The sequence below is a fragment of the Streptomyces catenulae genome (assembly GCF_000718015.1).
Taxonomy (GTDB): Bacteria; Actinomycetota; Actinomycetes; order Streptomycetales; family Streptomycetaceae; genus Streptomyces; species Streptomyces catenulae.
On record NZ_JODY01000039.1, the window covers coordinates 46,198 to 73,053 of the forward strand.

The 26,856-nt window shown below is 73.3% G+C and carries 19 protein-coding genes; 15 read left to right on the forward strand and 4 right to left on the reverse strand.

Annotation, left to right across the window (positions count from 1 at the left end; all coding sequences use genetic code 11):
• Nucleotides 1–185: 185 nt before the first annotated feature.
• A complete protein-coding gene (locus IF23_RS0127090) occupies nucleotides 186–2,060 on the forward strand; it encodes an IucA/IucC family protein (RefSeq protein WP_030288180.1) in 1,875 nt (624 codons plus the stop codon).
• Between the two features lie 41 nt (nucleotides 2,061–2,101).
• A complete protein-coding gene (locus IF23_RS0127095) occupies nucleotides 2,102–4,078 on the forward strand; it encodes an ATP-dependent DNA helicase (RefSeq protein ID WP_030288182.1) in 1,977 nt (658 codons plus the stop codon).
• Between the two features lie 84 nt (nucleotides 4,079–4,162).
• Here IF23_RS0127095 and lexA read toward each other — a convergent pair whose 3' ends face one another.
• Entirely contained in the window at nucleotides 4,163–4,963 is an 801-nt protein-coding gene (gene lexA / locus IF23_RS0127100; protein ID WP_030288183.1) for a transcriptional repressor LexA, read from the reverse strand.
• A gap of 703 nt (nucleotides 4,964–5,666) precedes the next feature.
• On the opposite strand from lexA, the gene nrdR reads away from it, so the two are divergent.
• Together nrdR and IF23_RS0127110 are read left to right on the forward strand one after the other, a co-directional pair.
• The gene (gene nrdR / locus IF23_RS0127105) at nucleotides 5,667–6,194 is read left to right on the forward strand and encodes a transcriptional regulator NrdR (protein WP_030288185.1); all 528 of its coding nucleotides are present in this window, start codon (nucleotides 5,667–5,669) and stop codon (nucleotides 6,192–6,194) included.
• A 120-nt stretch (nucleotides 6,195–6,314) separates the two neighbouring features.
• Complete coding sequence (locus IF23_RS0127110) at nucleotides 6,315–9,179, forward strand: vitamin B12-dependent ribonucleotide reductase (RefSeq protein ID WP_030288186.1); 2,865 nt, start codon at nucleotides 6,315–6,317, stop codon at nucleotides 9,177–9,179.
• A 161-nt stretch (nucleotides 9,180–9,340) separates the two neighbouring features.
• Here IF23_RS0127110 and IF23_RS0127115 read toward each other — a convergent pair whose 3' ends face one another.
• Nucleotides 9,341–9,862, reverse strand: coding sequence for a TerD family protein (locus IF23_RS0127115; protein ID WP_030288188.1), 522 nt, complete (start codon nucleotides 9,860–9,862; stop codon nucleotides 9,341–9,343).
• Between the two features lie 322 nt (nucleotides 9,863–10,184).
• Complete coding sequence (locus IF23_RS0127120) at nucleotides 10,185–10,772, reverse strand: TetR/AcrR family transcriptional regulator (RefSeq protein WP_030288189.1); 588 nt, start codon at nucleotides 10,770–10,772, stop codon at nucleotides 10,185–10,187.
• 153 nt (nucleotides 10,773–10,925) lie between these two features.
• Here IF23_RS0127120 and IF23_RS0127125 point away from each other — a divergent pair, with 153 nt between their 5' ends.
• From IF23_RS0127125 to IF23_RS0127150, 6 genes are all read left to right on the forward strand, one after another.
• A complete protein-coding gene (locus IF23_RS0127125) occupies nucleotides 10,926–12,338 on the forward strand; it encodes an amidase (protein ID WP_030288191.1) in 1,413 nt (470 codons plus the stop codon).
• A 126-nt stretch (nucleotides 12,339–12,464) separates the two neighbouring features.
• Nucleotides 12,465–13,070: a YdbC family protein gene (locus tag IF23_RS0127130; RefSeq protein WP_030288193.1), complete on the forward strand. Its 606-nt coding sequence runs from the start codon at nucleotides 12,465–12,467 to the stop codon at nucleotides 13,068–13,070.
• Between the two features lie 155 nt (nucleotides 13,071–13,225).
• On the forward strand, nucleotides 13,226–13,885 hold the full coding sequence (locus tag IF23_RS0127135; RefSeq protein ID WP_030288195.1) for a histidine phosphatase family protein: 660 nt from the start codon (nucleotides 13,226–13,228) through the stop codon (nucleotides 13,883–13,885).
• 10 nt (nucleotides 13,886–13,895) lie between these two features.
• A complete protein-coding gene (locus IF23_RS0127140; RefSeq protein WP_030288197.1) occupies nucleotides 13,896–14,795 on the forward strand; it encodes an ADP-ribosylglycohydrolase family protein in 900 nt (299 codons plus the stop codon).
• Between the two features lie 201 nt (nucleotides 14,796–14,996).
• Nucleotides 14,997–15,698: a ribonuclease HII gene (locus tag IF23_RS0127145; RefSeq protein ID WP_030288199.1), complete on the forward strand. Its 702-nt coding sequence runs from the start codon at nucleotides 14,997–14,999 to the stop codon at nucleotides 15,696–15,698.
• 65 nt (nucleotides 15,699–15,763) lie between these two features.
• Nucleotides 15,764–16,390 carry a hypothetical protein gene (locus tag IF23_RS0127150; RefSeq protein WP_030288201.1) on the forward strand — a complete coding sequence of 209 codons (627 nt, stop codon included), beginning with the start codon at nucleotides 15,764–15,766 and terminating at the stop codon, nucleotides 16,388–16,390.
• A gap of 208 nt (nucleotides 16,391–16,598) precedes the next feature.
• On the opposite strand, the gene IF23_RS0127155 is transcribed toward IF23_RS0127150, so the two are convergent.
• Nucleotides 16,599–17,306, reverse strand: coding sequence for a hypothetical protein (locus IF23_RS0127155; protein ID WP_245655123.1), 708 nt, complete (start codon nucleotides 17,304–17,306; stop codon nucleotides 16,599–16,601).
• Nucleotides 17,307–17,887: 581 nt separating this feature from the next.
• Between IF23_RS0127155 and IF23_RS0127160 the strand changes: the two genes are divergently transcribed.
• The 5 genes from IF23_RS0127160 to IF23_RS33160 form a co-directional block, all read left to right on the forward strand.
• A complete protein-coding gene (locus IF23_RS0127160; RefSeq protein ID WP_030288205.1) occupies nucleotides 17,888–20,047 on the forward strand; it encodes a RecQ family ATP-dependent DNA helicase in 2,160 nt (719 codons plus the stop codon).
• A gap of 650 nt (nucleotides 20,048–20,697) precedes the next feature.
• Nucleotides 20,698–22,467 (forward strand): DUF4192 family protein, encoded by a 1,770-nt coding sequence (locus IF23_RS0127165; RefSeq protein WP_030288206.1) that lies wholly within the window; start codon nucleotides 20,698–20,700, stop codon nucleotides 22,465–22,467.
• A gap of 214 nt (nucleotides 22,468–22,681) precedes the next feature.
• Nucleotides 22,682–24,682 carry a glycogen debranching N-terminal domain-containing protein gene (locus tag IF23_RS0127170; RefSeq protein WP_030288207.1) on the forward strand — a complete coding sequence of 667 codons (2,001 nt, stop codon included), beginning with the start codon at nucleotides 22,682–22,684 and terminating at the stop codon, nucleotides 24,680–24,682.
• Nucleotides 24,683–24,731: 49 nt separating this feature from the next.
• Nucleotides 24,732–25,496, forward strand: coding sequence for an NUDIX hydrolase (locus IF23_RS0127175; protein WP_030288208.1), 765 nt, complete (start codon nucleotides 24,732–24,734; stop codon nucleotides 25,494–25,496).
• Nucleotides 25,497–25,652: 156 nt separating this feature from the next.
• A partial coding sequence (locus IF23_RS33160; protein WP_157848086.1) for an ATP-binding cassette domain-containing protein occupies nucleotides 25,653–26,856 on the forward strand: 1,204 nt, incomplete at its 3' end.

The window sequence follows — 26,856 nt, forward strand, 5'->3', positions numbered from 1 at the left end:
CCCCGCACCGCTTCCCGCACCCCTCCCACGCCACCACCCCTCCGAAGGAAACGCGCCGCCCCTGACCGACCCCCAACCACCCGGTGACCGCCGGCTTGTCCCCGCCGTGCCGGTGCGGTCCCACAACGAGGAGTCCCGCCGTGACCGCTGAACACCGGCCCGCCGCATCCCGTGCCGCCGCCGACATCCGGCCCGCCCCGCACCTCTGGCGGCGCGCCGCCCGCCGCCTGCTCGCCAAGACCCTGGCGGAGTTCGCCTACGAGGAGATCATCCGCCCGGAAGCCGTACCGGATGCGGAGCCCGAACCCGGGCGCAGGCCGGAACAGGCGGCCGATGCGGGCGCCACCGGGCCTGCGCCGGACCCCGAGGCGACCGATCCCGCCGAGCCCGCCCCCGATCCCACCGCCGCCTTCCCCGACGGCCGCCCCGTCCGCTACCGGCTGCCCGTCGCCGACGACCTCGTCTACCGCTTCACCGCCCGCCGCGGCGCCTACGGACACTGGCGCGTCGACCCCGACTCGCTCACCCCGGACGCCGACCCGCTGCACTTCCTCGCCCGCGCCCACGACACCGTCCTGGGACTCTCCGGCGACACCACCGGGCACCTGCTGCGGGAGCTGACCGCCACCCTCACCGCCGACGCCCGGCTGGACGCCACCGCGCTCGGCGTCGAAGCCCTCGCGGACCTGGACTACGCCTCCCTGGAAGGGCACCAGAGCGGCCACCCCTGGCTCGTCGCCAACAAGGGACGGCTGGGCTTCTCCGCCCGGGACGCCGCGGAGTGGGCCCCCGAATCCCGCACCCCGCACCGTCTGCCCTGGCTCGCCGCCCACCGCGACCTCGCCCACTACCGCGGCATCCCCGCACTGGCCACCCCCGACCGTCTCTACGACGAGGAACTGCCCCCCGCCGTCCGCGACCGCTTCGCCGACGCCGTCGCCGCCGAGGGCCGCGACCCCGCCGACTACCTCTATCTCCCCGTCCACCCCTGGCAGTGGGACGAGACCGTCGCGCCGCTCTTCGCGCCGCAACTCGCCGACAGAGCCATCATCGCGCTGCCCACTGACAACGACCTCCGCCTGCCGCAGCAGTCGATCCGCACCTTCCTCAACATCAGCCGCCCGCACGCCCGCACCGTCAAACTCCCGCTGTCGGTCCTCAACACCCTCGTCTGGCGCGGACTGCCCACCGAACGCACCGCCGCCGCCCCCGCCGTCACCGGCTGGGTCCACGCCCTGCGCGACCACGACCCGTATCTGCGCGACGAGACGCGGGTGATCCTGCTCGGCGAAACCGCCTCCGTCACCGTCCACCACCCGCTCTACGACCGGCTGCCCGGCGTCCCGTACCAGTACAAGGAGCTGCTGGGCTGTATCTGGCGCGAACCGCTCACCGGCCACCTCGACCCCGGGGAGCGCGCCCGCACCCTCGCCTCGCTGCTCCAGACCGACCCGCACGGCCGCGCCCTGACCGCCGAGCTGGTCCGCCGCTCCGGTCTGCCACCCCGCGTCTGGCTGCGCCACCTCTTCGCCGCGCTGCTGCCGCCGCTGCTGCACTTCCTCTACCGCTACGGCACGGTCTTCTCCCCGCACGGCGAGAACGCCATCGTCGTCTTCGACGACCGGGACGTGCCCGTACGGCTGGCGGTCAAGGACTTCGTCGACGACGTCAACATCAGCGCCACCCCGCTGCCCGAGCACGCGGCGATGCCGGACGAGGTCCGCGAGGTGCTGCTGACCGAGCCCCCGGCGTTCCTCACCCAGTTCATCCACTCCGGGCTGTTCATCGGCGTCTTCCGCTACCTGGCGCCGCTCTGCGAGGAGCAACTGGACGTTCCCGAAAGGGAATTCTGGTCCCTCGTCCGGGCGGAGATCCTGCGCCACCACGAACGTTTCCCCGCCCTCAAGGAACGGCACGCCCTCTTCGATCTGCTCACCCCGCGGATCGCGCGGCTGTGCCTGAACCGCAACCGGCTGCACACCGACGGCTACCGCGACCGCGCCGAACGCCCGCACGCCACGGTGCACGGCACCGTCCCCAACCCGTTGCACGCGCCGTGACGGGGCGGGCTGTCAGTGGTCCCGCGTAGGCTTGCCACGCTATGACGAAGCCCTCCCTCAACGATCTGCTGCACGCCGCCGTCGCCGCCGTCGGCGGCACCGAGCGGCCCGGCCAGGTGGCGATGGCCGAGGCCGTCGCCGAGGCCGTGCACGACCAGTCGCATCTGCTGGTGCAGGCCGGCACCGGCACCGGAAAGTCCCTCGGCTATCTGGTGCCGGCGCTGGCCCACGGCGACCGCGTGGTCGTCGCCACGGCCACCCTCGCCCTCCAGCGCCAGCTCGTCGAGCGTGACCTGCCGCGCACCGTCGACGCCCTCCATCCGCAGCTGCGCCGCCGCCCCGACTTCGCCATGCTCAAGGGCCGCTCCAACTACCTCTGCCTGCACCGCCTCCACGAGGGCGTGCCGCAGGAAGAGGAGGAGGGGCTCTTCGACCCGTTCGAGGCGGCGACGCCCACCAGCAAGCTCGGCAAGGACCTGCTGCGGCTGCGCGACTGGGCGGACGAGACGGAGACCGGCGACCGCGACGACCTGACGCCCGGCGTCTCGGACCGCGCCTGGGGCCAGGTCTCGGTCGCCTCCCGGGAGTGCCTGGGCGCCTCGAAGTGCGCGTACGGCGCGGAGTGCTTCGCCGAGGCGGCCCGGGAGCGTGCCAAGACCGCCGATGTGGTGATCACCAACCACGCCCTGCTGGCGATCGACGCGATCGAGGGCGCGCCGGTCCTGCCCGAGCACGATGTGCTGATCATCGACGAGGCCCATGAGCTGGTCTCCCGGGTCACCGGCGTCGCCACCGGCGAGCTGACCCCCGGGCAGGTCAACCGCGCGGTCCGCCGCGCCGCCAAGCTCGTCAACGAAAAGGCCGCCGACCAGCTGCAGACGGCGGCCGAGACGTTCGAGCGGCTGATGGAGCTGGCGCTCCCCGGCCGCCTGGAGGAGATCCCCGAGGACCTCGGCTACTGCCTGATGGCGCTGCGCGACGCCGCCCGTACGGTGGTCTCCGCGCTCGGCTCGACGCGCGACAAGAACGTCCAGGACGAGGACGCGGTCCGCAAGCAGGCCCTCGCCGCGGTGGAGAACGTCCACGCGGTCGCCGAGCGCATCGCCAACGGCTCCGAGTACGACGTCGTCTGGTACGAGCGCCACGACCGCTTCGGCGCGTCGCTGCGGGTGGCGCCGCTGTCGGTCTCCGGACTGCTGCGCGAGAAGCTCTTCGCGGACCGCTCGGTGGTGCTGACGTCCGCCACCCTGAAGCTGGGCGGCGACTTCAACGGCGTCGGCGCGTCCCTGGGGCTCTCCCCGGAGGGCGCGCGGGAGGACGACGCCCCGGTCTGGAAGGGCCTGGACGTCGGCTCGCCCTTCGACTACGGCAAGCAGGGCATCCTCTACGTCGCCAAGCACCTCGCACAGCCCGGCCGGGAGGGCAGCCGGGACGACATGCTCGACGAGCTGGCGGAGCTGATCGAGGCGGCCGGGGGGCGGACGCTGGGCCTGTTCTCGTCGATGCGTGGGGCGCAGGCGGCGGCCGAGGCGATGCGCGGCCGTCTCGACCTGCCGGTGCTGCTCCAGGGTGAGGAGACCCTGGGCGAGCTGATCCGTACGTTCGCGGCGGACGCCCGGACCTGCCTGTTCGGCACGTTGTCGCTGTGGCAGGGCGTGGATGTGCCGGGGCCGAACTGCCAGCTGGTGGTGATGGACCGGGTGCCGTTCCCGCGCCCGGACGATCCGCTGATGAGCGCCCGCCAGAAGGCGGTGGAGGAGTCCGGCGGCAACGGCTTCATGGCGGTGGCGGCGACGCATGCCGCGCTGCTGATGGCCCAGGGCGCCGGACGCCTCGTCCGCGCGACGGGGGACCGCGGCGTCGTCGCCGTCCTCGACCCCCGGCTGGAGCGGGCCCGGTACGGCTCGTTCCTGCGGAAGTCGATGCCGGACTTCTGGTACACCACCGACCGCAATCAGGTCCGCCGGTCGCTCGCGGCCATCGATGCGGCGGCCCGGGAGGCGGAGAGCGGCGCGTGACGCCCGTCCGGCGGCGGGTGTCGCCGGGCAGTGCAGAGCCCCGGAACCGGCGCAGTGGTTCCGGGGCTCGCTCGTGGGGCGAGGTCAGACCCGCCGCAGGACCGCCACGACCTTGCCGAGGATGGTGGCCTCGTCGCCGGGGATCGGCTGGTAGGCGGCGTTGTGCGGCAGCAGCCACACATGGCCGTCCTCGCGCTTGAAGCGCTTGACGGTGGCCTCGCCGTCCAGCATCGCGGCGACGATGTCGCCGTTCTCCGCGACGGGCTGACGGCGGACGGTGACCCAGTCGCCGTCGCAGATCGCGGCTTCGATCATGGAGTCGCCGACGACCTTGAGGACGAACAGCTCACCGTCACCGACCAGCTGGCGGGGGAGCGGGAAGACGTCCTCGACGGACTCCTCGGCGAGGATCGGGCCACCGGCGGCGATCCGCCCGACGAGCGGGACGTAGGACGCCGCGGGCTTTCCCGCCGTCTCCGTGGCCGCGCTGCTGGCCTGGTCGGAGCCGCGGACCTCGTACGCGCGGGGGCGGTGCGGGTCGCGCCGCAGGAAGCCCTTGCGCTCCAGCGCCATGAGCTGATGGGCGACGGAGGAGGTGCTGGAGAGCCCGACGGCCTGGCCGATCTCCCGCATCGACGGCGGGTACCCGCGGCGCTGCACGGAGTCCCGGATGACCTCGATCACCCGGCGCTGGCGGTCGGTCAGCCCCGAGCTGTCGGCCCGGATACCCGGTGGCCGCCCCGGCAGCGCACGGGTGGGCTTCTGCTCCGCAGCATCCGGCGCGGCGTCGTCCATCGGTGTGCTCCGTGCCACTTGAGGGTGTTCGAACCGGCTCTGGGAGTGGCTCTGTGCGGTGATGGTCGCGCTGTCTGCGGTGGTGGTCACGTCGGCCCCTCTCGGAATGTGCTCCCTAGTTAGCCAACGGTAGTTGCTTTCGAAAGGTTGCGCCAAACACACGTTCGAGTGAAAATCAGCGAATCTACTGACTCGCTCGCGTGTCTGGTGTATAGGGCAGGAACCCGAACGGCGATTCGGTCCCACGGGCGACGCGCCGTCACGCCCGCGCACTCCGTCGCACTCGGAAAGTCCGGCAAAGTCCCGGCGAGGCACCGTCGGGGCGTCGACGGGGGAGTCGATATTCCCCGGCGCCACCCGCGACGCGGAATCCGCGGGCCGCTTCGCTCCGTATTATCCCCTTCGGCCCCCGCGCGCCCGTAGCGGGGCGGAACGGAGCGGTGCGGGGCCGTCCGGATCGCGCCCTTCCTTCGCGCCAGGGCCTGCGATTCCCGTCATTCCGGCCCCTGGGGGCCGTCCGGCGGCGGGCTTCCCGTACGCTCGTGGGCGACCCCGACAGCCCGCCGCCACCGCGACACGCGGTAGGCGGCTATGTGCGCCCCGACACCACATCTAGTGCTTGTATGGCGCCGACCACCTACAAGTTGTGGTGTCTGGTCCGGCGGGCCCTCGCGCATCACCTATGCTGGTGACTGCTCCGAGGGCCTGGAAGGGCCCTCGTGGGGCCGATCAGTCGTACGCGGGCTTCCGGCGACGTACGTCCGCGCAGTTCCGAGGTGAGGAGGGTGGAGCCATGCACTGCCCCTTCTGCAGGCACTCGGACAGCAGGGTCGTCGACAGCCGCACCACCGACGACGGCACATCGATCCGCCGCCGTCGTCAGTGCCCCGACTGCTCCCGCCGTTTCACCACCATCGAGACGGCGTCCCTGACGGTGATCAAGCGGAGCGGGGTCACCGAACCCTTCAGCCGTACCAAGGTCATCGCGGGCGTGCGCAAGGCGTGCCAGGGGCGGCCGGTCACCGAGGACGCCCTCGCCAAGCTCGGCCAGCGGGTCGAGGAGGCGGTGCGCGCCACCGGCAGCGCCGAGCTGTCCACCCACGACGTCGGGCTCGCCATACTGGGACCGCTGCGGGAACTCGACCTTGTCGCGTACCTGCGTTTCGCGTCCGTGTACCGGGCCTTCGACTCGCTGGAAGACTTCGAGGCGGCCATCGCCGAGCTGCGGGAGCAGCGCGAGCAGGGCCCGCCCGAGCGGGAGTGCGGGACGGACGGCGGCGACGCCGCGTCCGTTCCCGAGCCCGCCACCGCCGCCGACTGAGCGCGGCGCGATCACATCTGACCGGGGCGCGTGCAGGCGCTCCGGCCGCAGAACGACAGACACTGTGCCACGGGAAGAAGTGTGCACATATGGGCGTTTTCGCCCGTATAGGGAGGCGGAATGACAGAGACGACGAGCGGCCCGGCACGCGGCTCCCGCGCCAAGGGCAGCAAGGCGAGCAAGGGGCTGCGTATCGAGCGCATCCACACCACCCCCGGCGTGCACCCGTACGACGAGGTGGAGTGGGCGCGTCGTGACGTCGTCATGACCAATTGGCGCGACGGCTCGGTCAACTTCGAGCAGCGTGGCGTCGAGTTCCCCGAGTCGTGGTCGGTGAACGCGGTCAACATCGTCACCAGCAAGTACTTCCGTGGCGCGGTCGGCTCGCCGTCCCGCGAGTCGAGCCTGCGGCAGCTGATCGACCGCGTGGTCAAGACGTACCGCAAGTCCGGTGAGGACAACGGCTACTTCGCCTCCCCGGCGGACGCCGAGATCTTCGAGCACGAGCTGGCGTACGCCCTGCTCCACCAGGTCTTCAGCTTCAACTCGCCGGTCTGGTTCAACGTCGGCACCCAGCAGCCGCAGCAGGTCAGCGCCTGCTTCATCCTCTCCGTCGACGACTCCATGGAGTCGATCCTCGACTGGTACAAGGAAGAGGGGATGATCTTCAAGGGCGGTTCCGGCGCCGGTCTGAACCTCTCCCGCATCCGCTCCTCCAAGGAGCTGCTCTCCTCCGGCGGCAACGCCTCCGGCCCGGTCTCCTTCATGCGCGGCGCCGACGCGTCCGCCGGAACCATCAAGTCGGGCGGCGCCACCCGCCGCGCCGCCAAGATGGTCGTGCTCGACGTCGACCACCCCGACGTCGAGGCCTTCATCGAGACCAAGGTGAAGGAGGAGGAGAAGGTCCGCGCGCTGCGCGACGCCGGCTTCGACATGGACCTGGGCGGCGACGACATCACGTCCGTCCAGTACCAGAACGCCAACAACTCCGTCCGCGTCAACGACGAGTTCATGAAGGCCGTCGAGAACGGTGCGAAGTTCGGTCTGCGCGGCCGGATGAACGGTGAGGTCATCGAGGAGGTCGACGCCAAGGGCCTGTTCCGCAAGATGGCCGAGGCCGCCTGGGCCTGCGCCGACCCCGGCATCCAGTACGACGACACCATCAACCACTGGCACACCTCGCCGGAGTCGGGCCGGATCACCGCCTCGAACCCGTGCAGCGAGTACATGCACCTGGACAACTCCTCGTGCAACCTCGCCTCGCTCAACCTGATGAAGTTCCTGCGCGACGACGACCAGGGCAACCAGTCGTTCGACGCCGAGCGCTTCGCCAAGGTCGTCGAGCTGGTCATCACGGCGATGGACATCTCCATCTGCTTCGCCGACTTCCCGACCGAGAAGATCGGCGAGACCACCCGCGCCTTCCGCCAGCTGGGCATCGGCTACGCCAACCTCGGCGCCCTGCTGATGGCCACCGGCCACGCCTACGACTCCGACGGCGGTCGCGCGCTCGCCGGTGCCATCACCTCGCTGATGACCGGCACCTCCTACAAGCGCTCCGCCGAGCTGGCCGCGGTCGTCGGCCCGTACGAGGGCTACGCCCGCAACGCCGACGCCCACAAGCGCGTCATGCAGCAGCACGCCGACGCCAACGGTGCCGCCAAGCGCATGGACGACCTGGACACCCCGGTCTGGGCCGCGGCGACCGAGGCGTGGCAGGACGTGGTGCGTCTCGGAGGGAAGAACGGTTTCCGCAACGCGCAGGCGTCGGTCCTCGCGCCGACCGGCACCATCGGCCTGATGATGGACTGCGACACCACGGGCGTCGAGCCGGACCTGGCGCTGGTCAAGTTCAAGAAGCTGGTCGGCGGCGGCTCCATGCAGATCGTGAACAACACGGTCCCCAAGGCGCTCAAGCGGCTCGGCTACCAGCCCGAGCAGATCGAGGCGATCGTCGCCCACATCTCCGAGCACGGGAACGTCATCGACGCCCCCGGTCTCAAGCCGGAGCACTATGAGGTCTTCGACTGCGCCATGGGCGCCCGCTCGATCTCGGCCATGGGCCACGTCCGCATGATGGCCGCGGCGCAGCCCTTCCTGTCGGGTGCGATCTCCAAGACCGTGAACCTGCCCGAGACGGCCACCGTCGAGGAGGTCGAGGAGGTCTACTACGAGGGCTGGAAGCTCGGCCTGAAGGCGCTCGCGATCTACCGCGACAACTGCAAGGTCGGCCAGCCGCTCTCCGCCAAGAAGAAGGAGGAGGAGAAGAAGGCCGAGCCGGTCGCCGAGAAGAAGGTCGTCGAGTACCGCCCGGTCCGCAAGCGCCTCCCCAAGGGCCGTCCCGGCATCACCACCTCCTTCACGGTGGGTGGCGCCGAGGGGTACATGACCGCCAACTCCTACCCGGACGACGGTCTCGGTGAGGTCTTCCTGAAGATGTCCAAGCAGGGCTCGACCCTCGCGGGCATGATGGACGCCTTCTCCATCGCGGTGTCGGTGGGCCTCCAGTACGGCGTGCCGCTGGAGACCTACGTCTCGAAGTTCACCAACATGCGCTTCGAGCCGGCCGGTATGACGGACGACCCGGACGTGCGGATGGCGCAGTCGATCGTCGACTACATCTTCCGCCGCCTGGCGCTGGACTTCCTGCCCTTCGAGACCCGCTCCGCGCTCGGCATCCACTCCGTCGAGGAGCGCCAGCGTCACCTGGACACCGGTTCGTACGAGCCGTCCGAGGACGTGGACGTCGAGGGTCTGGCGCAGTCCGCGCCGCGGCAGACCGAGGCGCCCGCCCCCGCGGCTCCGGCCGCGGAGATCGAGGTCCCGGCCCCGAAGAAGCAGGCGCACACCAACGCCGAACTGGTCGAGATGCAACTCGGCATCAACGCCGACGCCCCGCTCTGCTTCTCCTGCGGGACGAAGATGCAGCGCGCGGGCAGCTGCTACCTCTGCGAGGGCTGCGGCTCGACCAGCGGCTGCAGCTGAGACCGGCGGAAGGCGTCGGACGCCGCAGTGAGCGTCCGGCGCCCAAGCCGCTGAGCCGCGGATGAGAGAGGGAGTCGACCAGGGGTCGGCTCCCTCTCCGGCGTCTCCGCCCCGAGGGAGTCGGCCGGAACCGGGCGCCCTCTTCCGCGCGCTCTCTTCGGTCAGCCGCCCATCAGGGCGGTGAAGGTGTTCGGGTCGGCGTCGAAACCGCGCAGGCCCTTCTGCAGGCGCCATTCGCCGTCGGCGTCCCGGGTGAACGCGGCGACGACGGCGGACTTCGACGGGGCGACCGAGGCGAAGTCGTCCCGGACGAGGTCGGTGTAGCCCTCGCGGATCTGGACCTCGGTGTTCGGCACCTCGCCGAAGGTCTTGGGGCCGCCGCTCTGCTGGATGACGACGCCGACCACGACCCGGGTGTAGCGCTCCGCCAGACGCTCCAGCTCCAGCGTCATGACCTCGTCGGAGCCGAAGCCCTGGCCGGTGCGGCTGTCGCGGTTGAGGGTGATGGTGCCGTCGGGGGAGCGGCTGTCGAAGTGGACGAGGTAGACGGGCTTGTCCGTGGGGGTGTCCGCCTCATAGGTGGCGGCGATGAGGTCGAGGTCGTTGTCCGGCTCGCCGGCGGGGCTGGGGTCCCACTTGAGCGTGACCTCGACCTTCTCGATGCCTTTGTTGAGCGTGCTCACCGGGCTTGTCCTTCCGTCGCAATCCGTCTCACCGCACGCGCGGAACGGCTCCGCGCGCGGCCGACTGCCCTTCCCGGCCCGGGTCGTGAGGCGTACGGCCGGTGGCGGGCAGCCGCGGAGCGCCGGGCGGATGCCCGTGGTCGTGCGGGCAGCGCGCCGTAACACCCCGTTGGATGTCCATGGTGCCATGGCGGTGTGTCATCGCGGCCGGTCGAACTGTGCCTGTGGAAAACCGCGTTGGTCGGGAATCTGGCCGGATCCGGAGCCCCGTAAGGGTGTGGCGAGGGGAGGCGGCGCGGGACGGCCCCGGTGCGCGCCCGTCTCACTGCTGCGGCTCGCCCCACAGGCGGCACAGGTGGTGGTCCAGGACGTCCAGCGCGGCGGCGGGCGAGATGTGGTCGATCAGTACATGGGTGGTGAGGCCGTCGACCAGGGCGAGGAGGGTGCGGGCCTCCAGGGAGGCGTCGGCCTCCGGCGCCGCCTGGGCGAGGAGGGCGGTGAACGCCTCCTGGAGCGCGGTGTAGTTGGCGCGCAGGATCTCCGCGAGCGGGCGGCTCACGGTGGCCTGGGCGAGGAAGGCGAGCCAGACGCGGGCCTCGGCCCGGTGTTCCTGCCGCAGCAGGGAGAGTTCCGTCGCGGCGTGCCCCACGGTGGTGCGGGCGGACTGTGCGGGGGACTCGGAGATGCGGGCGGAGACCCGGGTGGTGACGCGTTCGCCGATGTAGGTGAGGGCGAAGGTGAGCATCTCGTCCTTGGTGCGGAAGCAGCGTTGGACCGCCCCCATGGAGACGTCCGCGCGGGCCGCGACGTCCCGGAGGGTGACCCCCTCCAGGCCGCGTTCTTCGGCGAGTCGGCAGACCGCGTCGGCGATCTGCCGACGTCGGCCCTCGTGGTCCACCAGCTTCGGCATGACACTCCGTTTATTCGATGCGAACGTATCGCCGGTCAGGGTACGGTGTTTCTACGATGCAACTGCATCAGTACGACTGGTGGGGGCGGGAATGCGACAGCACCGCCCCGGGAGCGCCCGCCCCTGCGGGCGGGACGACGGGAGGAGTGGGGCATGCGGAACGCACTGTGGCGGAAGTCGGCGGGCGCGCAGGCGGCGGCCGTACGGGACGGGCAGGTGACGGCGGTCGAGCTGCTGGAGGCGCATCTGGCGCGGATCGCCGAGGTCAATCCGGCGGTCAACGCGGTGACCCAGCTGATCGCCGACCGGGCGCGCGCCGACGCGGAAGCCGTCGACCGCCACCGGGCCGCAGGTGCGGAACCGGGACCGCTGGCCGGGGTGCCGTTCACGGTCAAGGAGACCACCGCCGTCGAGGGCGTCCCGACGACCTTCGGCGCGCGTGCCTTCCGGCACGCCACGGCGCGCGCCGATGCGCCCCCGGTCGCCCGGCTGCGTGCCGCCGGTGCCGTCCCGGTGGGGCACACCAACATGCCCACCCTCGTCCTCGCCGGGATGCACACCCGCAGCGAGCTGTTCGGCGACACCGTCAACCCCTGGAGCCGCGCGGTCACCCCCGGCGGCTCCAGCGGCGGCGACGGGGCGGCCGTGGCGAGCGGCATGGTGCCCCTCGGCCTCGGCAACGACGCCGGGGGATCGGTCCGTATCCCCGCCGCCTTCTGCGGTGTCGCGGGGCTGAAGCCGACCACGGGCCGCTACCCCGCCGACCACCGCATCGGTACCGACGACCCCGCCCTGGCCGCACAGGAGTTGGTGGTCGACGGGCCGCTCGCCCGCACCGTCGCGGATCTGCGGCTGGTCCACGGGGTGCTGGCCGGGGCCGCCCCGGGCGACCCGAGAGCCGTCCCCGTACCGCCCTTCGGCGCGCCGCTCCCGGGCCCTGTCAGGGTGGCGAAGGTGGCCGACCCCGGGGGCGAAGGGGTGCACCCGTCGGTCCGTGCGGCCGTCGACGCCGCGGCGGACGCCCTGGGCGATGCCGGTTACGAGGTGTGCGAGGTCCCCGACATCCCGCGGTCGGCGGAGACGCTGGAGGCGTACGCGCGGATGACGCTCACCGAGTTCGCCGCCGCCTGGCCGCACGTCAAACCGCTCCTGGGGGAGGGCGGCCACCGCTTCATCGAGTGGGGCATGGCGCGCACCCGCCCCGTGGACCTCGCGGAGTACCTGCGGCTTACCGGGGTGCGCCTGGGCATCCGCCGGGACTGGGCGGCGTTCCTGGCGGAGTACCCGCTGGTCCTGGGGCCGGTGTTCACCCTGCCGCCGTTCGCCCCGGGGGAGGAACTGCGCGATCCCGACAGCGCGTTGCGGCTCCAGCGCGCCATGCGGCTGTGCACCGCCACCAGCTTCGCCGGGCTGCCCGCCGTCGCGGTGCCCGCGGGGACGGCCGACGGGCTGCCTCGTGGCGTCCAGCTCATCGGCCGTCCCTTCCGTGAGGACCTGTGCCTGGATGCCGCCGAGGAGGTGGAGCGGCGGCTCGCCGTCCCGGTGCCCATCGATCCCCGCCCGTAAGGCGGTTCGTCCGCGGCGGGCCCCGGGGCGGACGGTGCGCGACGCCTCGCCCGCCGCGCGCGTCTCCACGGATGTTCGCCGGGCGACAGCGGTGATTTGGCCGGTCCCGGGCCGTACGATGGCGCGGTGCTTGTCAAGTGGATTCGCCTCACCGTCGTGGACCGTCGAGGGTTCGAGCGGGGGCAGCGGAAATGGGCGGGACTGCTGGGGGAGCCGGGATTCCGGGGGCAGGGCGGCGGCTGGAGCAGAAGCCGCCCCGGGGTCGCCCATCTCGTCGCCTTCTGGGAGAGCCGGGCGTTCTACGACTCCTTCATGGCGCGCTCCCACGACCGGCTCGCCGCCGCCCAGGTGGGCACCTTCAAGGACAGCCAAGTCCGCCTCTTCGAGCACGAATTCGACGTGAAGGTGGGCTTCGAGCCGGTCTTCGCCGACGTCGACGTGCTGCGGCTGGCCCACTCCCAGGTGCGCGAGGACCGCGTCGAGCACTTCACGCTGATGCAGGAGAAGGTCTGGAACCCGGCGATGGCCGGTTCGCCGGGCATGGTGCGCGGGATGCTGGGGCGGGCGCCGGGGGAGGAGTTCCTGGTGCTGTCCATGTGGCAGTCGGCCGCCGAACGCGGCAAGTACCGCCCGGAGCGGGTCGAGCGGCTGGCCCTGCGCGCCCAGATAGCGGCCGACGTGGAGGCCCTCGCGGGTGACGTCGTCCAACTCGAACCGGCGTGGACGGTCTGAGCGCACGCCCCCGGTGCGCGCCCGGACGCCCCCGGTGACGCGCGGATGATCACCCCGGGGGCGCCGCACGGGGCCGCCCGCCGTGCCCCGGGCGCGCGGCGCCGCCCCGTGTCCGGCGGTCGCGACGCGCGCGGCGGGCGTTCTAGGGTGGCCGCATGGCACGGCCGCGACGCATCGTCCTCATCCGCCACGGGGAGTCGGCGGGAAACGTCGACGACACCGTCTACGAACGCGAGCCGGACCACGCGCTCAGCCTGACGGACAAGGGCCTCCACCAGGCCCGCGAGGCCGGTGGCCCGCTCCGCGACATCTTCGGCGACGAGAGCGTCTCCGCCTACGTCTCCCCGTACCGCCGCACCCACCAGACCTTCCGGGCCCTCGGCCTCGACCTGGACCGGGTGCGCGTCCGCGAGGAGCCGCGCCTGCGCGAGCAGGACTGGGGCAACTGGCAGGACCGCGACGACGTACGCCTCCAGAAGGCGTACCGCGACGCCTACGGGCACTTCTTCTACCGCTTCGCCCAGGGGGAGTCCGGCGCCGACGTCTACGACCGGGTCGGCGCCTTCCTGGAGAGCCTGTGGCGCAGCTTCGAGGCCCCCGACCACCCGCCGAACGTCCTGATCGTCACGCACGGCCTGACCATGCGGCTGTTCTGCATGCGGTGGTTCCACTGGTCGGTCGCGGAGTTCGAATCGCTCGCCAACCCCGGCAACGCCGAGCGGCGCATCCTCCTCCTCGGCGACGACGGCCGCTACACCCTGGACCGGCCGTTCGAGCGCTGGCGGGAACCGGAGCCGTACGGCATCTCCGGTTAGAGTGCGAGCGATGACCGCCGACGACCGTGACGCAGACCGCCGCGCGCGGGCCCTCGCCAGCCTGCGCGGACTCGCCGTGGGCGACGCCCTCGGCGCCCGCTTCGCCACCCCCGCCCACCTCCCCGCCCTGCGCCGCCGCGCCCTGCCGCCCGGCCCCTGGCGGTGGACCGACGACACCGAGATGGCCTGCTCCGTCCTGGCCGTCCTGAACGCCCACGGCCGCATCGACCAGGACGCGCTCGCCCGGTCCTTCGCCGACCACCACCACGCCGACCGCGACTACGGCCCGGCCGTCGACCGCCTGCTGCGCAGCCTCCGCGAGGGCGCCGACTGGCACGACCTCGCCGCCGCCCTCTTCAACGGCCACGGCTCCTGGGGCAACGGCGCCGCCATGCGGATCGCCCCGCTGGGCGCCTGGTACGCCGGGGACGCCGAGCAGGCCACCCACCAGGCGGAGATCTCCGCCTACCCCACCCACCAGCACCGCGAGGCCGTGGTGGGCGCCATGGCGGTCGCCGCTGCCGCCGCCCTCGTCGCCGACCCGGACCGCGACACCGGCCCGGCGCAGCTGATCGACGACGTCCTGGCGCTGATCCCGCGCAGCGCCGTCCAGGCCGGACTCCGCCGCGCCCGGGACATGCTCGACTACGGCGACCCCGGCACCGTCGCCGCCGTCCTCGGCTGCGGACGCCGCACCAGCGCCCACGACACCGTCCCCTTCACCCTCTGGGCCGCCGCCCGGCACCTCGGCGACTACCCGGCGGCGTTCTGGGCCACCGCCCGGGCCGGCGGCGATGTGGACACCACCTGCGCCATCGTCGGCGGCATCGTCGCCGCCGCCCCCGCGGGCGCCCCGCCGACCGACTGGCTCACCGCCACCGAGCCGCTCCCGTCCTGGGTGCCCGCCTGACCCACCGGACGGCGCCCGCCCCGGGGGGCGCCGCGCCAACGGGCGCACCGGACCGGCGACTTCGCCCCGGGGGAGCGCCGTCCGGCACCCCGTGCCACCCGCCCCGTACGCCTCCGCGACCGGCCCCGGTGGCGGCATTCGCACCCTCATCCGGATCCGGTGGCGACGCGCGCCCCGAATAGGCGTACGCTTGCTGGCGCCATGCCGTACGAGCCTCCCACCCATACCGTCGAGCGATCACTGCGCGCCACGACGGGCGCCAAGATCGTCGCCGGTGTCGACGAGGTCGGGCGAGGAGCCTGGGCCGGTCCCGTCAGCGTCTGCGCGGCCGTCACCGGCCTGCGCCGCCCGCCCGCCGGACTCACCGATTCCAAGCTGCTGACCCCCAAGCGCCGCACCGACCTCGCCGAGGTCCTCGGCGACTGGGTCACCGCGTACGCCCTGGGGCACTCCTCCCCGGAGGAGATCGACGCCCTGGGCATGACCGCGGCGCTCCGGCTCGCGGCCGTCCGCGCCCTGGAGGCGCTGCCGGTCCGCCCGGACGCGGTCATCCTCGACGGCAAGCACGACTACCTGGGCACGCCGTGGCGGGTCCGCACGGTCATCAAGGGCGACCAGTCCTGTGTCGCGGTCGCCGCCGCATCCGTGCTCGCCAAGGTGCGGCGCGACGCGATGATGGCCGAACTGGGCGTGGACCACGCGCAGTTCGACTTCGCAGGTAACGCCGGTTACCCCTCCCCGACCCATCGCACCGCCCTGGAGGAGTACGGTCCCACGCCGTACCACCGGGTCTCGTGGTCCTACATGGACGCGTTGCCCCGGTGGCGGCATCTGAAGAAGGTGCGCGTCACCCCCGAAGCAGCCGCTCTGAAGGCCGGTGGCCAACTCGGCTTCGACTTCTGAGCGGTGCGGGCGTCGAGGCGGACCCGCCGACACGTCCCGCACCCACGTTTGATAGACATCCCTTCATGCCTCTCATCCCCGAGGAGCCTCAGATTCACGAGAGTGTCCCGGGTCCCCGCGCAACTCCGGCCGCCGGCCGCACCGCGCCGACCCCCCGACCCGTTCCCGGCCCCCGCCCCGCGCCCGCGCGCGGACCCCACGCGGCCGGAGTCCGTCCGGGCAAGCCCGGCCCGCCCGCACCGCCGCGGGCGCCCGTCACGGCCCCGCCCGCGCAGCGCACCGGCCCCCGCCCCGCGGCGGCCACCGACGCGCAGCTCCAGCTGATCCCGGCCCCCGCCGACGGCGCCCTGGACGCCGCCGACGAAGCCGTCGATCTGCTGCTGGACTCCGGACGTGCACCGAGCGACATCCTGGTGCTCACGACCGGTGACCCGCACCCCTGGGCCGCCCACGAGCTGTCCTTCGGCGAGGCATCCTACTGGGCGCAGTACGACGCCGCGGAGGACGTGTTCTACGCGGACGCCGCCGCCACCCGGCCCGCCGGACGGCCCGTCGTGGTCGTCGCGGTCAACGGCGGCACCGACGAGACCACGGCACGGGCCCTGCCCGCCGCCCTGGCGCGCGCCGGAGCACTGCTGATCGTCTGCGGCGACCCGCAGCGGATCAACGCCGTGCTCGGCACGTCCGCCTGACCCGTCCCGCACGCAGCGGCCCGCCGGCCATCAGGCCGGTCGGGCCCGCACGCGTACCCGGAGACGGCCGTCCTCGGGGCTGCCCCGGGGCGCACGGCGCGGTCACGGGAGCGGTACGGACGGGGCCGCCGTGCGCGGTACGTCGCCGCGCTTCCCCGGGGCACCCGAAAACGGCGGCTCCGCTTCCGTAGCGGCCCGCCCCGCCGCCTCAACTCCCGCTCGCGGCAACGCTCCTGTGGCCCCGACCGCCTGCCGGAGCCTCGGGATCCGCCAGCCGCCGGGGCCGCTCCCCGGTGTCGGCGGACCGCCGCGCGCCACCCGGCCGCCGCACCGCCTCCGCACGGGGCCGCTCACCGCCCGCCGCGACCACGGTGCGCCCACCCGGCACGGGGCGCCCGCCGGGCCGCCGTCCGCCGCGTTCCTCGCCCAGCACCTGCCAGCGCTCGCCGTTCATCATGAGGTACGCCCCGCACCGCAGCCCGTGCAGAGTGCACGCGTCCCGCAGCCCCCACATCCACGCGCCGTCCGTCTCCGTCCACCGCAGGTCCCCCGCGCGGCAGTACACGAGCACCGCCGTGCGCACCGGGACCCGCAACCGCAGATCGTGCGGCACGATCCGCCGCAGCCGCACCAGCAGGGCGTGCCGGAACCGCCAGCCGTCCGGTTCGGCGGCACCGAGCGCGAACGACGCGCTCGCCCGGACCCGCTGATCCGGGTCGAGCACCGCGACCACGGCGGTGGCGAGCGCCGGGGCGTGCCGCTCGTACACCCCGTTGACCAGCTCACGAGGGTTGCGCAGCAGCGGGATCCCGGCCGTGGCCCACTCGGCCGGCTCCAGCACGCGGCGGCGCCGCGCGGCCGGATCGGCGGGCGCGGGCCGGGCAGCGGGTGTGCGTGGGGCATCGGCGAAATCCACGGTCCTCCCTTCGGACGCGCCTCCCGTCGGCGGAACGCACCGGGCGCGCGACTCCACGGCGCCCGGCGCGCACGGCCGGTACGCGGAAGCGGCACCGGTCCCGTACGGGCGCGCGGTAACCCACATGCGCGCACTCCCGCCTCACCAATGGCGCTCCCTCCATCCTTCCCGCCACCGCCCCGCCCGACGCCCTGCCGCTCCCGCCACATCCGGTGTGCGCGGGCCCTTCCCGGGCGTGGGTGTGCGGGGCGGGCGTGGGTCCGGCAGTGCCTCTCCGGCCGGGCCGACGACCGGTCCGCTGTGGCCGCGGACCGCGGCGCGGGACCGCGAACCGGGCCTCCTACGGGTGCGGACCCCCAATTCCGTCCGCGTACCGAGCACCGCACCACGGCTCCGGGCGCCTTCGGTGGCCCCTGAGTGTCAAGTCTCTGACCTGCGTAAACGACGTGTTCTGGGGTGCGCGGAACCGGCTGCGCGGATGTCCGCCGACGTCGATTCCGGGCGTCGGCGGGGCGTGCGGGTGGCCTCCGCGGCGGTGGGCAGGTGGCTGTTTGTCGGTGGCGTGCGGTTGCATGGAGGGCATGAACGAACAGCAGCTGCGTGCCGAAGCCGACGCCATCCTCGCCGAGCTGGTCGGCGACCCGGGAGGCCCGGCGAGGCTGCGGGAGGACCAGTGGCAGGCGGTGGCCGCCCTGGTGGTCGAACGCCGCCGCGCGCTGGTCGTGCAGCGCACCGGCTGGGGAAAGTCGGCGGTGTACTTCGTCGCCACCGCGCTGCTGCGCCGCCGCGGCTCCGGCCCGACGGTGATCATCTCGCCGCTGCTGGCGCTGATGCGTAACCAGGTCGAGTCCGCCGCCCGCGCCGGAATCCAGGCGCGGACGATCAACTCCGCCAACCCGGAGGAGTGGGACGCCATCCACGAGGAGGTCGAGCGCGGCGACGTCGATGTTCTCCTGGTCAGCCCGGAGCGCCTCAACTCCGTCGACTTCCGTGAACGGATGCTGCCGAAGCTCGCGGCCACCACCGGCCTGCTCGTGGTGGACGAGGCGCACTGCATCTCCGACTGGGGCCACGACTTCCGCCCGGACTACCGCAGGCTCCGCACCATGCTCGCGGAGCTCTCCCCGGGCGTCCCCGTCCTCGCCACCACGGCCACCGCCAACGCCCGGGTCACGGCGGACGTCGCCGACCAGCTCGGCACGGGCGCGGGGGAGGCGCTGGTGCTGCGCGGCACCCTGGAGCGGGAGAGCCTGCGGCTCGGCGTGGTCCGGCTGCCGGACGCCGCGCACCGCCTGGCCTGGCTCGCCGACCACCTCGACGAACTGCCGGGCTCCGGAATCATCTACACCCTCACCGTCTCGGCAGCCGAAGAGGTCACCGCCTACCTGCAGGGCCGCGGCTTCCCTGTCGCCTCCTACACCGGCCGCACCGAGAACGCCGACCGCCAGCAGGCCGAGAACGACCTGATCGACAACCGCGTCAAGGCGCTGGTCGCGACGTCCGCGCTGGGCATGGGGTTCGACAAGCCCGACCTCGGCTTCGTGATCCACCTCGGCTCGCCGTCCTCGCCCATCTCCTACTACCAGCAGGTGGGCCGCGCGGGCCGCGGCGTCGCGCACGCCGATGTCCTGTTGCTGCCCGGCAAGGAGGACGAGGCCATCTGGCGCTACTTCGCCGAGGTCGCCTTCCCTCCCGAGTCCCAGGTCCGCCAGACCCTCGCCGCCCTCGGCGACGCCGGACGCCCGCTGTCCGTACCGGCCCTGGAGGCCCAGGTCGATCTGCGGCGCAACCGGCTGGAGACGATGCTGAAGGTGCTGGACGTGGACGGCGCGGTCCGGCGCGTGAAGGGTGGCTGGACGGCCACCGGAGCCGACTGGGTGTACGACACCGAGCGGTACGCGTGGGTCGCCCGGCAACGCTCCGCCGAACAGCAGGCGATGCGCGACTACGTCAGCACCTCCGGCTGCCGGATGGAGTTCCTCCGCCGCCAGCTGGACGACGAGGGCGCGGCGCCCTGCGGCCGCTGCGACAACTGCGCGGGGGAGTGGGCCCACTCCACGGTCTCCCCGGCGGCGCTGGCGGGCGCCACGGGCGAACTGGACCGCCCGGGCGTGGCGGTCGAGCCCCGCCGTATGTGGCCGACGGGCATGGCCGCCCTGGGCATCGATCTCAAGGGCCGCATCCCGGCACAGGAACAGTGCGCCCCCGGGCGGGCCCTGGGCCGCCTCTCGGACATCGGCTGGGGCAACCGCCTGCGCCCGCTCCTGGCCGAGCAGGCCCCCGACGGCCCCGTTCCGGACGACGTCCTCCAGGCCGCGGTGGCGGTCCTCGGCGACTGGGCCCGCTCCCCGGGCGGCTGGGCCTCGAAGGCACCGGACGCCGCCGCCCGCCCGGTGGGCGTCGTCGCGGTCCCGTCCGTCAGCCGCCCCCGGCTCGTCCACTCCCTCGCCGAGGGCATCGCCCGCATCGGACGCCTCCCCTTCCTCGGCTCCCTCGCCCACACCGAGGAGAGCGCCGCCCACCGGACCCACCGCAGCAACTCCGCCCAGCGCCTTCAGACCCTTTCCGCCGCCTTCACCGTCCCTGGCGAACTCGCCGACGGCCTCGCCCGCACACTGGGCCCGGTCCTCCTCGTGGACGACTACACCGACTCCGGCTGGACCCTCGCCGTCGCCGCCCGCCTCCTGCAACGGGCGGGCACGGAACGGGTACTGCCGCTGGTGCTCGCGGCCGCGGGGTGAGCGGGCGGGGGGCTGTCCGGCCTGTGCTGAACGGTGCGATGGCGCGCGGGCGTGGGCACTGGCTGCGGCTTGGCGGGGGGCGGGTGCGCGGGGTGGTCTTCGCGTTCCGGCTCAGGGGGTCGGTTTACTGCCGCTGAGCCGGAGCGCTGAGGGCTGAGCGCTGACTGGCGGCTCCGGTGTTCCTCGGGGCCGGGGCTTGGTCGTGCCCGGAATGGTGAGGGTCGGCCGGGGCGGTGGGTGCGTCCAGCGAGGTCGTGCCGGGGCCTCGCATCGTCTGCGGGGGAGACCGCTCGGCGCCGTCCACGGCTGCGTAGCCCGCGCCGTACGGGCGTGAGGCGGAAGCCCTCGGCCCTTTCGCTCCTGGCCCGCTCCTAGCTCATGCGGCACCGGGACCGTCTACGCCTTCCGGGCTACGACGGCCACGGCGCCCCTGCTACGACAGCCACGACGCCCCTCAGCACAGCGCCAGGCCCGAGCGTGCACGACGTATCGAGAGCCCGCCGAATCCGCCCTGCTCAGGCCCTGGAATTCGCCGTGCACCCACGGCTCGCGTCACGTGGCGGCCCCGCCCGCGCCTGTGGATATCTCCGTCACCCGTGGGTTGTCCACAGGGGTCGCGGCGCAGCGTACCGGCGCGGGATCTTCGAGCCATGAACCAGCACAGCGAACGGCCTCACGACCCGAACCGCACCGGCAAGCCGCACCCCCGCGCAGGCACATCCGCCGCCTCGGGGCGCCCGGACGACCCGCCCGCGGCCGCCGCACGGCCACCGGCTCCGACGATTCCCGCGCCCCGCTCGCCCCTCTCCACGCCCTCCCAGGAACCCGCGGCATCCCCGCGGAAGCCCGTCCACCCCGACGCCACCTGTGCCACAGGGCCAGGAGCCCCCGCTCCCACCGAGCGCCCCGAGGCGCCCCGCCCCGGCGAGCCCGGGCACACCGACCTCTCCCTGCCCGCGAACCTCTATCTCCCGGCCGGTCCTGTCGCGGAGGACCCGGACCCGGACCCGGACCCGAACGCATCCGGCCCGGCGGCCACCACCGCACCCGGCGCTGCCGCCTCCGGGGGAAACCACACCACCGCCCACGACGACCCCGACTCCGAGGCCGAGCAGCAGGTCACCCTGCGCGACGCCGCCGACCTCGCCGACGCCCTGCCGTATCTGATGGGCTTCTATCCCGACGACAGCATCGTCCTGGTGGGGCTCCACGGCCCTCACGGACGGTTCGGCGCCCGGGTCAGGCTCGGCATCCCGGCGGACCCGGAGCAGTGGCCCGACGTCGCCGACCAACTCGCCTCCTGCCTCATCACCACCGCCGACGACCGTGGCGTCCGGCCCGCCGGAATGCTGGTCTTCCTCTGCCAGGAGCCGAGGAACGGCGAACGCGGCCAGGACGTCACCCAGCGGCTACGGCCCCTCGCCCAACGCCTGCGCACCGCCTGCGGCGCCCTCGACGTCCCCGTCCTCGAAGCGCTCTGCCTCTCCAACAACCGCTACTGGTCCTACTGCTGCCCCAGCTACCGCTGCTGCCCCGCCGACGGAAAACCCATGGTCATGCCCGGCACCTCGGTCATGGCGGCGGCCGCCGCGTACGCGGGGATGCAGGTGCGCGGCTCCCTCAAGGAGATGGAGGCCCGCCTCACCCCACGCACCGGTCCACGCGCCGCGGAACAGGTCAAGGCGCTGGACACCGCGGTCGGCCGGTTCCTGCCCCGGATGCTCCGTGCCAACGGCGCCCGGACCGTCCGTCAGGACACCCTCGACCGGGCAGCCGCCATGATCCACCGCTTCCGGGAGGACACCCCCACCGGAAGCAACCGGGCCCGTGACGCCTGCGACGACGCCCTCCTCACCGACACCGAAGCCGCCGAACTCATCCTCGGCCTCCAGGACCGCCTCACCCGGGACCGGGCCGCCGAATGGCTGGAAGGCCCCTCCGCCGCAGCCGCCCTCCGCCTCTGGCGCGCCCTCGCCCGCCGCTGCGCGGGCGCCTACCTCGAACACTCCGTCGCCCCGTTGACCCTCGCCGGTTGGGTCGCCTGGTCCACGGACGACCAACCCTCCGCCCGCGTAGCCCTCAGCCGCGCCCTGGGCATCGACCCCGACTACGTCTTCGCCCAACTCCTGCACCGCGGCATCAACGAGGGCCTCGACCCCGAACCGTTGCGCCGCTGTCTGAGGAGCGAACGAGAGGAGCGCGAAGCTGCGGCGGCCCGCACGGGTGGCGGCTCCCGCGATGCGGCGGCCGCCACCCGCACGGCACCGGCTCCCGAGACCGGGCCCGCCACCGCACGCACCCCCCGCTCCCGCCGCGCACCGACCGACCGCCCCACCACGCCCCGGGGCAGCTCCGGCCCGCCCGGCACCCGTCCCGAAGCCCGCCGCGCCCGACGAGTCGGTGACCGGAGCCGCAGGTGATCCAGGAACGCGGTGCGGCCGGCGTGACCTGCACGCCGGCCGCACCGTTCAGGTGGGTGGCGTCAACAGCCGTCCGCACCGGTACCACCAAGGAGCGCAACCCGTGCCAGGCATCGACCACCCCACCCCACCGACCCCACGCGCCTCCGGAACACCCCGTCCCACCCCGCCCCGCGTGCCACGTCCCCAGCCGCTCCACGCCTCACTGATCTCCGTGGCGCTGCCGCACCTCACCATCTCGCCGTCCGACGGCCAGCTCAGAGGAGAGAACGCCGACGGCTGCTACCTCGACGGCCGCCGCATACTCTCCCGCTGCGAACTGCGCGCCGGAGCGGGCGAACCCGTCATCCTCCAGAGCAAACAGACCGCAGCGGATCACACCCGCTTCCTCGGCACCGTCCGTTTGACCGGCGACCGCAGCCCCGACCCCGCCATCCGCCTCGAACGGCTCCGCCGCGCCGACGGCAGCGAACGCCTCACCTTCCGCAGCAGCGCCTCGCGCCACGTCCGGCTCCCCGTCGATCTCCGGCTCGGTACCGATCTCGCCGAACTCGGCGCCGCCGCCACCGGCCTGCCCGGTCCCGACCTGCGCCCCGCCGTCCACGGAGCGGGCCTGCGCTGGTCCGGCCCCGGGGCGCACGCCGCGGTCACCACGACACCCGCCCCCGACGACGCCCTCGCCTCCGCCGGGCTCCTGCGCTGGGAACTCGACATCCCACCCGGCGGCAGCCGCACCATCGACCTCCGCCTCACCCTGGAACTCACCCCGTCCGGCGGCTCGGACCTCCGCACCGCACCCGACGGCCCTGGCACCGGCCCGGAGCTCCGGGGCCCGTACGCCGCATCTCGTCCCATCGGTCCACGGCCGCGCACCGCACGGCCGCAGCGCCTGTGGGCGGCCCACCTGGAATGCGACGACGCCCGCGCCGACACGCTCCTCGCCACCTCCCTCGACGACCTCCACGGTCTCCTGACCCGCGACACCGGCACCCCGACCGACCTCTACACCGCGGGCGGCATCCCCTGGCGCCCCGGCCTCTCACCGGCCGAAGCCCTCTGGTCCGCCCGCATGCTCCTACCCCTCGGTACCCACCTCGCCGCCGGTACGCTCCGCCTCCTCGCCCGCACCCAGCACACCGGACCGGGACCGGACTCCGGCCGCCTCCCCGGCCCCCTCCGCGACGCCGGACCGCACGCCCCACCCAGCTGCGCCGGTACCGAAGCCACCCTGCTCTTCCCCACCGTCCTGGCCGAGGCACGCCGCTGGGGCCTGCCCGACCACGAGACCGAGCACCTGCTGCCCACCGCCGCCCGCTGCCTGGACTGGCTGCTCCGCACCTCCGCCACCGGCCGCCCGCCCTACATCCCCGACCCCGCCCCATCGGGCCCGTACCGCTGTGAGACCCAGGCACACGCCCACCGCGCCGCGCTCCTCGGCGCCGACCTCCTCGACGCATACGGCCAACCCCGCGCGGACGACCTGCGGGAATGGGCGGCCGACCTCCGCACCCACTTCCGTACCGACTTCTGGCACGAGGACCGCTACGGCGGCCGTCCCGCCGCCCTGATCACCCCTCAGGGCCGCCCCCTGGCACACCTCGGAGCCACCACCGGGCACCTGCTCGACACCGGTCTTCTCGGCGGCGGTCGCCACGCCCCCGGTCTCCTCGACCCCGTTCGTACGGCCCAGTTCGCCGCGCTCCTGGCCGGACCCGCCATGGACACCGGCTGGGGGCTGCGAAGCCTGAGCGCCAAGGAGAAGGGCCACAACCCGTTCGGGCACCGCAGCGGAGCGGTACGGCCCCACGAAACCGCCGTCGTCGCCGCCGGACTGGCCGTCGCCGGTCACGAACCCGCCGCGAACTCCCTGCTCAAGGGCGTCCTCGACGCCTCGGAGAGCTTCGGCCACCGACTCCCCGAGATGTACGCGGGGGAGCAGCGCACCGCGGGAGCCGCACCCGTGCCCCACCCCGCCGCCTGCCGACCCGCCTCCGTCGCAGCGGCCGGAGCCGTCCATCTCCTGCTGGCTCTCGCCGGTCTGCGCCCCGACGTCCCCGGCGGCACCCTCACCCTCCGCCCCGTGGGCAGTGCTCCACTCGGTGCGCTCCAGTTCACCGGCCTCCGCGCCGCCGGACAACCCCTCGCCGTACGGATCAGCCGCCTCGGCATGGGCATGGTGGAGGAGGCTGCCGATGGCTTGCAGCTGAAGTCCTGATCCGGCGCGACGGCCTGTTTATCGTCAGGCGGACGACTATGATCACGACATGCCTCCCTACGACCCGTCGGCCTTTCCGCCCTTCGCCGTCACCGTCGATCTGGTCGTGCTCACCGTGCGCCGCCACTCCCTCTGTGCCCTGGCCGTGCGCCGTGGTGAGCCGCCGTTCCAGGGGCGATGGGCGCTGCCCGGCGGCTTCGTCCGCGCCGACGAAGACCTGGCGGGTGCCGCGGCCCGGGAGCTGGCCGAGGAGACGGGCCTGCACGCCCACGATCCGGCCGATCCCAACGCCCCGTACGGCGCGCATCTGGAACAGCTCGCCACCTACGGCGACCCGAAGCGCGACCCCCGGATGCGGGTGGTGAGCGTCGCCCACCTGGTGCTCGCCCCCGACCTGCCCGCCCCGCGGGCCGGTGGCGACGCGCACAGCGCCCGCTGGGCACCGGTCGAGTCCTTCCTCGATCAGGAGCCCACGAGCGCACCCGAGGAGGAGGCCCCGGCTCCGCTCGCCTTCGACCACGCCCAGATCCTCGAGGACGGTGTGGAACGCGCTCGTTCCAAGATCGAGTACTCCTCGCTTGCCACCGCGTTCTGCCCGCAGGAGTTCACGGTCGGCGAACTGCGCCGCGTCTACGAAGCGGTCTGGGGCGTCGCCCTGGACCCCCGCAATTTCCACCGCAAGGTCACCGGAACCCCGGGCTTCCTCGTCCCGACCGGCGGTACGACGACCCGTCAGGGCGGCCGCCCGGCACAGCTGTTCCGCGCAGGCGGCGCCACCCTGCTCAACCCGCCGATGCTGCGCCCGGAGGCATGACCGCCCGGTGGGCGCGCTCGCGGCATCACCGTGACACGGCACGGCACCCCACTCGGTAATTACGAGTAAATAGGACATATAGGGTTACCTTGACGGGGTGAGCCCTTTCGTGCCCTCCACCCCGACCGACCGGTCTCACGCCCCGCGAGGGACGCGATGATCCAGGCCATCGGGCTGACCAGCGAACCCCGCGGCGAACACCCGCCCGCCGTCAACGACCTCACCTTCGACGCCCGACCGCGAAATGTCACCGTCCTGCTCGGCCCCGAGGGGTCAGGAAAAACCACCGCGCTGAGGCTGATGCTCCAACTCCAGCCCGGCCGCGGCGTCGCCCTCTTCCGCGGACGCGCACTGCACCGGGTGCCCAACCCGCCACGCGAAATCGGCGTCGTCCTCGGCGACGTTCCCGGCGACCCGTCACGAACCGCCATCGGGCACCTGCGTCTCCTCAGCGCCGCGGTCGGCGTACCCGCCGGTCACGCCGACGACGTCCTGGACCTCGTCGGCCTCACCGGCCTCGCCGACAAACAGCTCGGTGACCTCTCCCGCGGCATGGACCGACGCCTCGCCCTGGCCGCCGCCCTCCTCGGAGACCCCCACACCCTCGTCCTCGACGAACCCACCGACGGTCTGCAACCCCGCGACACCACGTGGCTGCACGGACTGCTCCGCGACTACGCGGCACAGGGTGGCGCCGTCCTCGTCACCTCACGCCACTCTCGCGAAGCCAGCCGCATCGCCGACCGCGTAGTCACCCTCGACGACGGTCACCTCGCAGCCGACCAGGACGCGGCGACATTCGCCCGCACCCGGATGCGCCCCCGCGTCGTCGTCCGCTCGCCGCATGCCGACCGCCTCGCGGCGCTGCTCATCGACGAATCACAACGCGCGCACCACGCCACGGATCCCGCCATCGGCCGCGGCATCGAAGTCGTCCGCGAGAGCGGCAGTCGCCTCGCCGTGTACGGCAGTGACTGCGCCGCAGTCGGCGAAACCGCCTTCCGGCACCGGGTGCTGGTGCACCAACTCGCCGATGAGGAAGGCGACAGCGGCCTCATCGAACCACTCCACCGGGCGGATGGTCGACAATCGCCTGCGGCGACTGCGCCTCCCGGTGCGGCAGGCGTCTCCGCCCACGTGACTGTCACCGCGCCCACGCCCGCAGCCGCACCCCTCGATATCGATATGCCGACATCCCGCGTTGGCGATATGCCGACATCCTCCGGCGGCGACAGTCGCCCCACACTCCCCGTAACCCCGACCACCACCGCCCCCGACGACCTGACCGACACCCTCACTCTCCCCGTCATCACCACCTCCGTGCCCGCCCCCTCTCCCCGCCCCGCACACCCCCCTAGGG

Excerpts from the sequence above, each read along its gene's own strand:
- IF23_RS0127095 (WP_030288182.1), top strand. The coding sequence starts at position 2,102 with ATGACGAAGCCCTCCCTCAACGATCTGCTGCACGCCGCCGTCGCCGCC.
- IF23_RS0127120 (WP_030288189.1), bottom strand. The coding sequence starts at position 10,772 with ATGCCGAAGCTGGTGGACCACGAGGGCCGACGTCGGCAGATCGCCGAC.
- IF23_RS0127150 (WP_030288201.1), top strand. The coding sequence starts at position 15,764 with ATGCCTCTCATCCCCGAGGAGCCTCAGATTCACGAGAGTGTCCCGGGT.
- IF23_RS0127110 (WP_030288186.1), top strand. The coding sequence starts at position 6,315 with ATGACAGAGACGACGAGCGGCCCGGCACGCGGCTCCCGCGCCAAGGGC.
- IF23_RS0127135 (WP_030288195.1), top strand. The coding sequence starts at position 13,226 with ATGGCACGGCCGCGACGCATCGTCCTCATCCGCCACGGGGAGTCGGCG.
- IF23_RS0127160 (WP_030288205.1), top strand. The coding sequence starts at position 17,888 with ATGAACGAACAGCAGCTGCGTGCCGAAGCCGACGCCATCCTCGCCGAG.
- nrdR (WP_030288185.1), top strand. The coding sequence starts at position 5,667 with ATGCACTGCCCCTTCTGCAGGCACTCGGACAGCAGGGTCGTCGACAGC.
- IF23_RS0127165 (WP_030288206.1), top strand. The coding sequence starts at position 20,698 with ATGAACCAGCACAGCGAACGGCCTCACGACCCGAACCGCACCGGCAAG.
- IF23_RS0127175 (WP_030288208.1), top strand. The coding sequence starts at position 24,732 with ATGCCTCCCTACGACCCGTCGGCCTTTCCGCCCTTCGCCGTCACCGTC.
- IF23_RS0127145 (WP_030288199.1), top strand. The coding sequence starts at position 14,997 with ATGCCGTACGAGCCTCCCACCCATACCGTCGAGCGATCACTGCGCGCC.
- IF23_RS0127140 (WP_030288197.1), top strand. The coding sequence starts at position 13,896 with ATGACCGCCGACGACCGTGACGCAGACCGCCGCGCGCGGGCCCTCGCC.
- IF23_RS0127125 (WP_030288191.1), top strand. The coding sequence starts at position 10,926 with ATGCGGAACGCACTGTGGCGGAAGTCGGCGGGCGCGCAGGCGGCGGCC.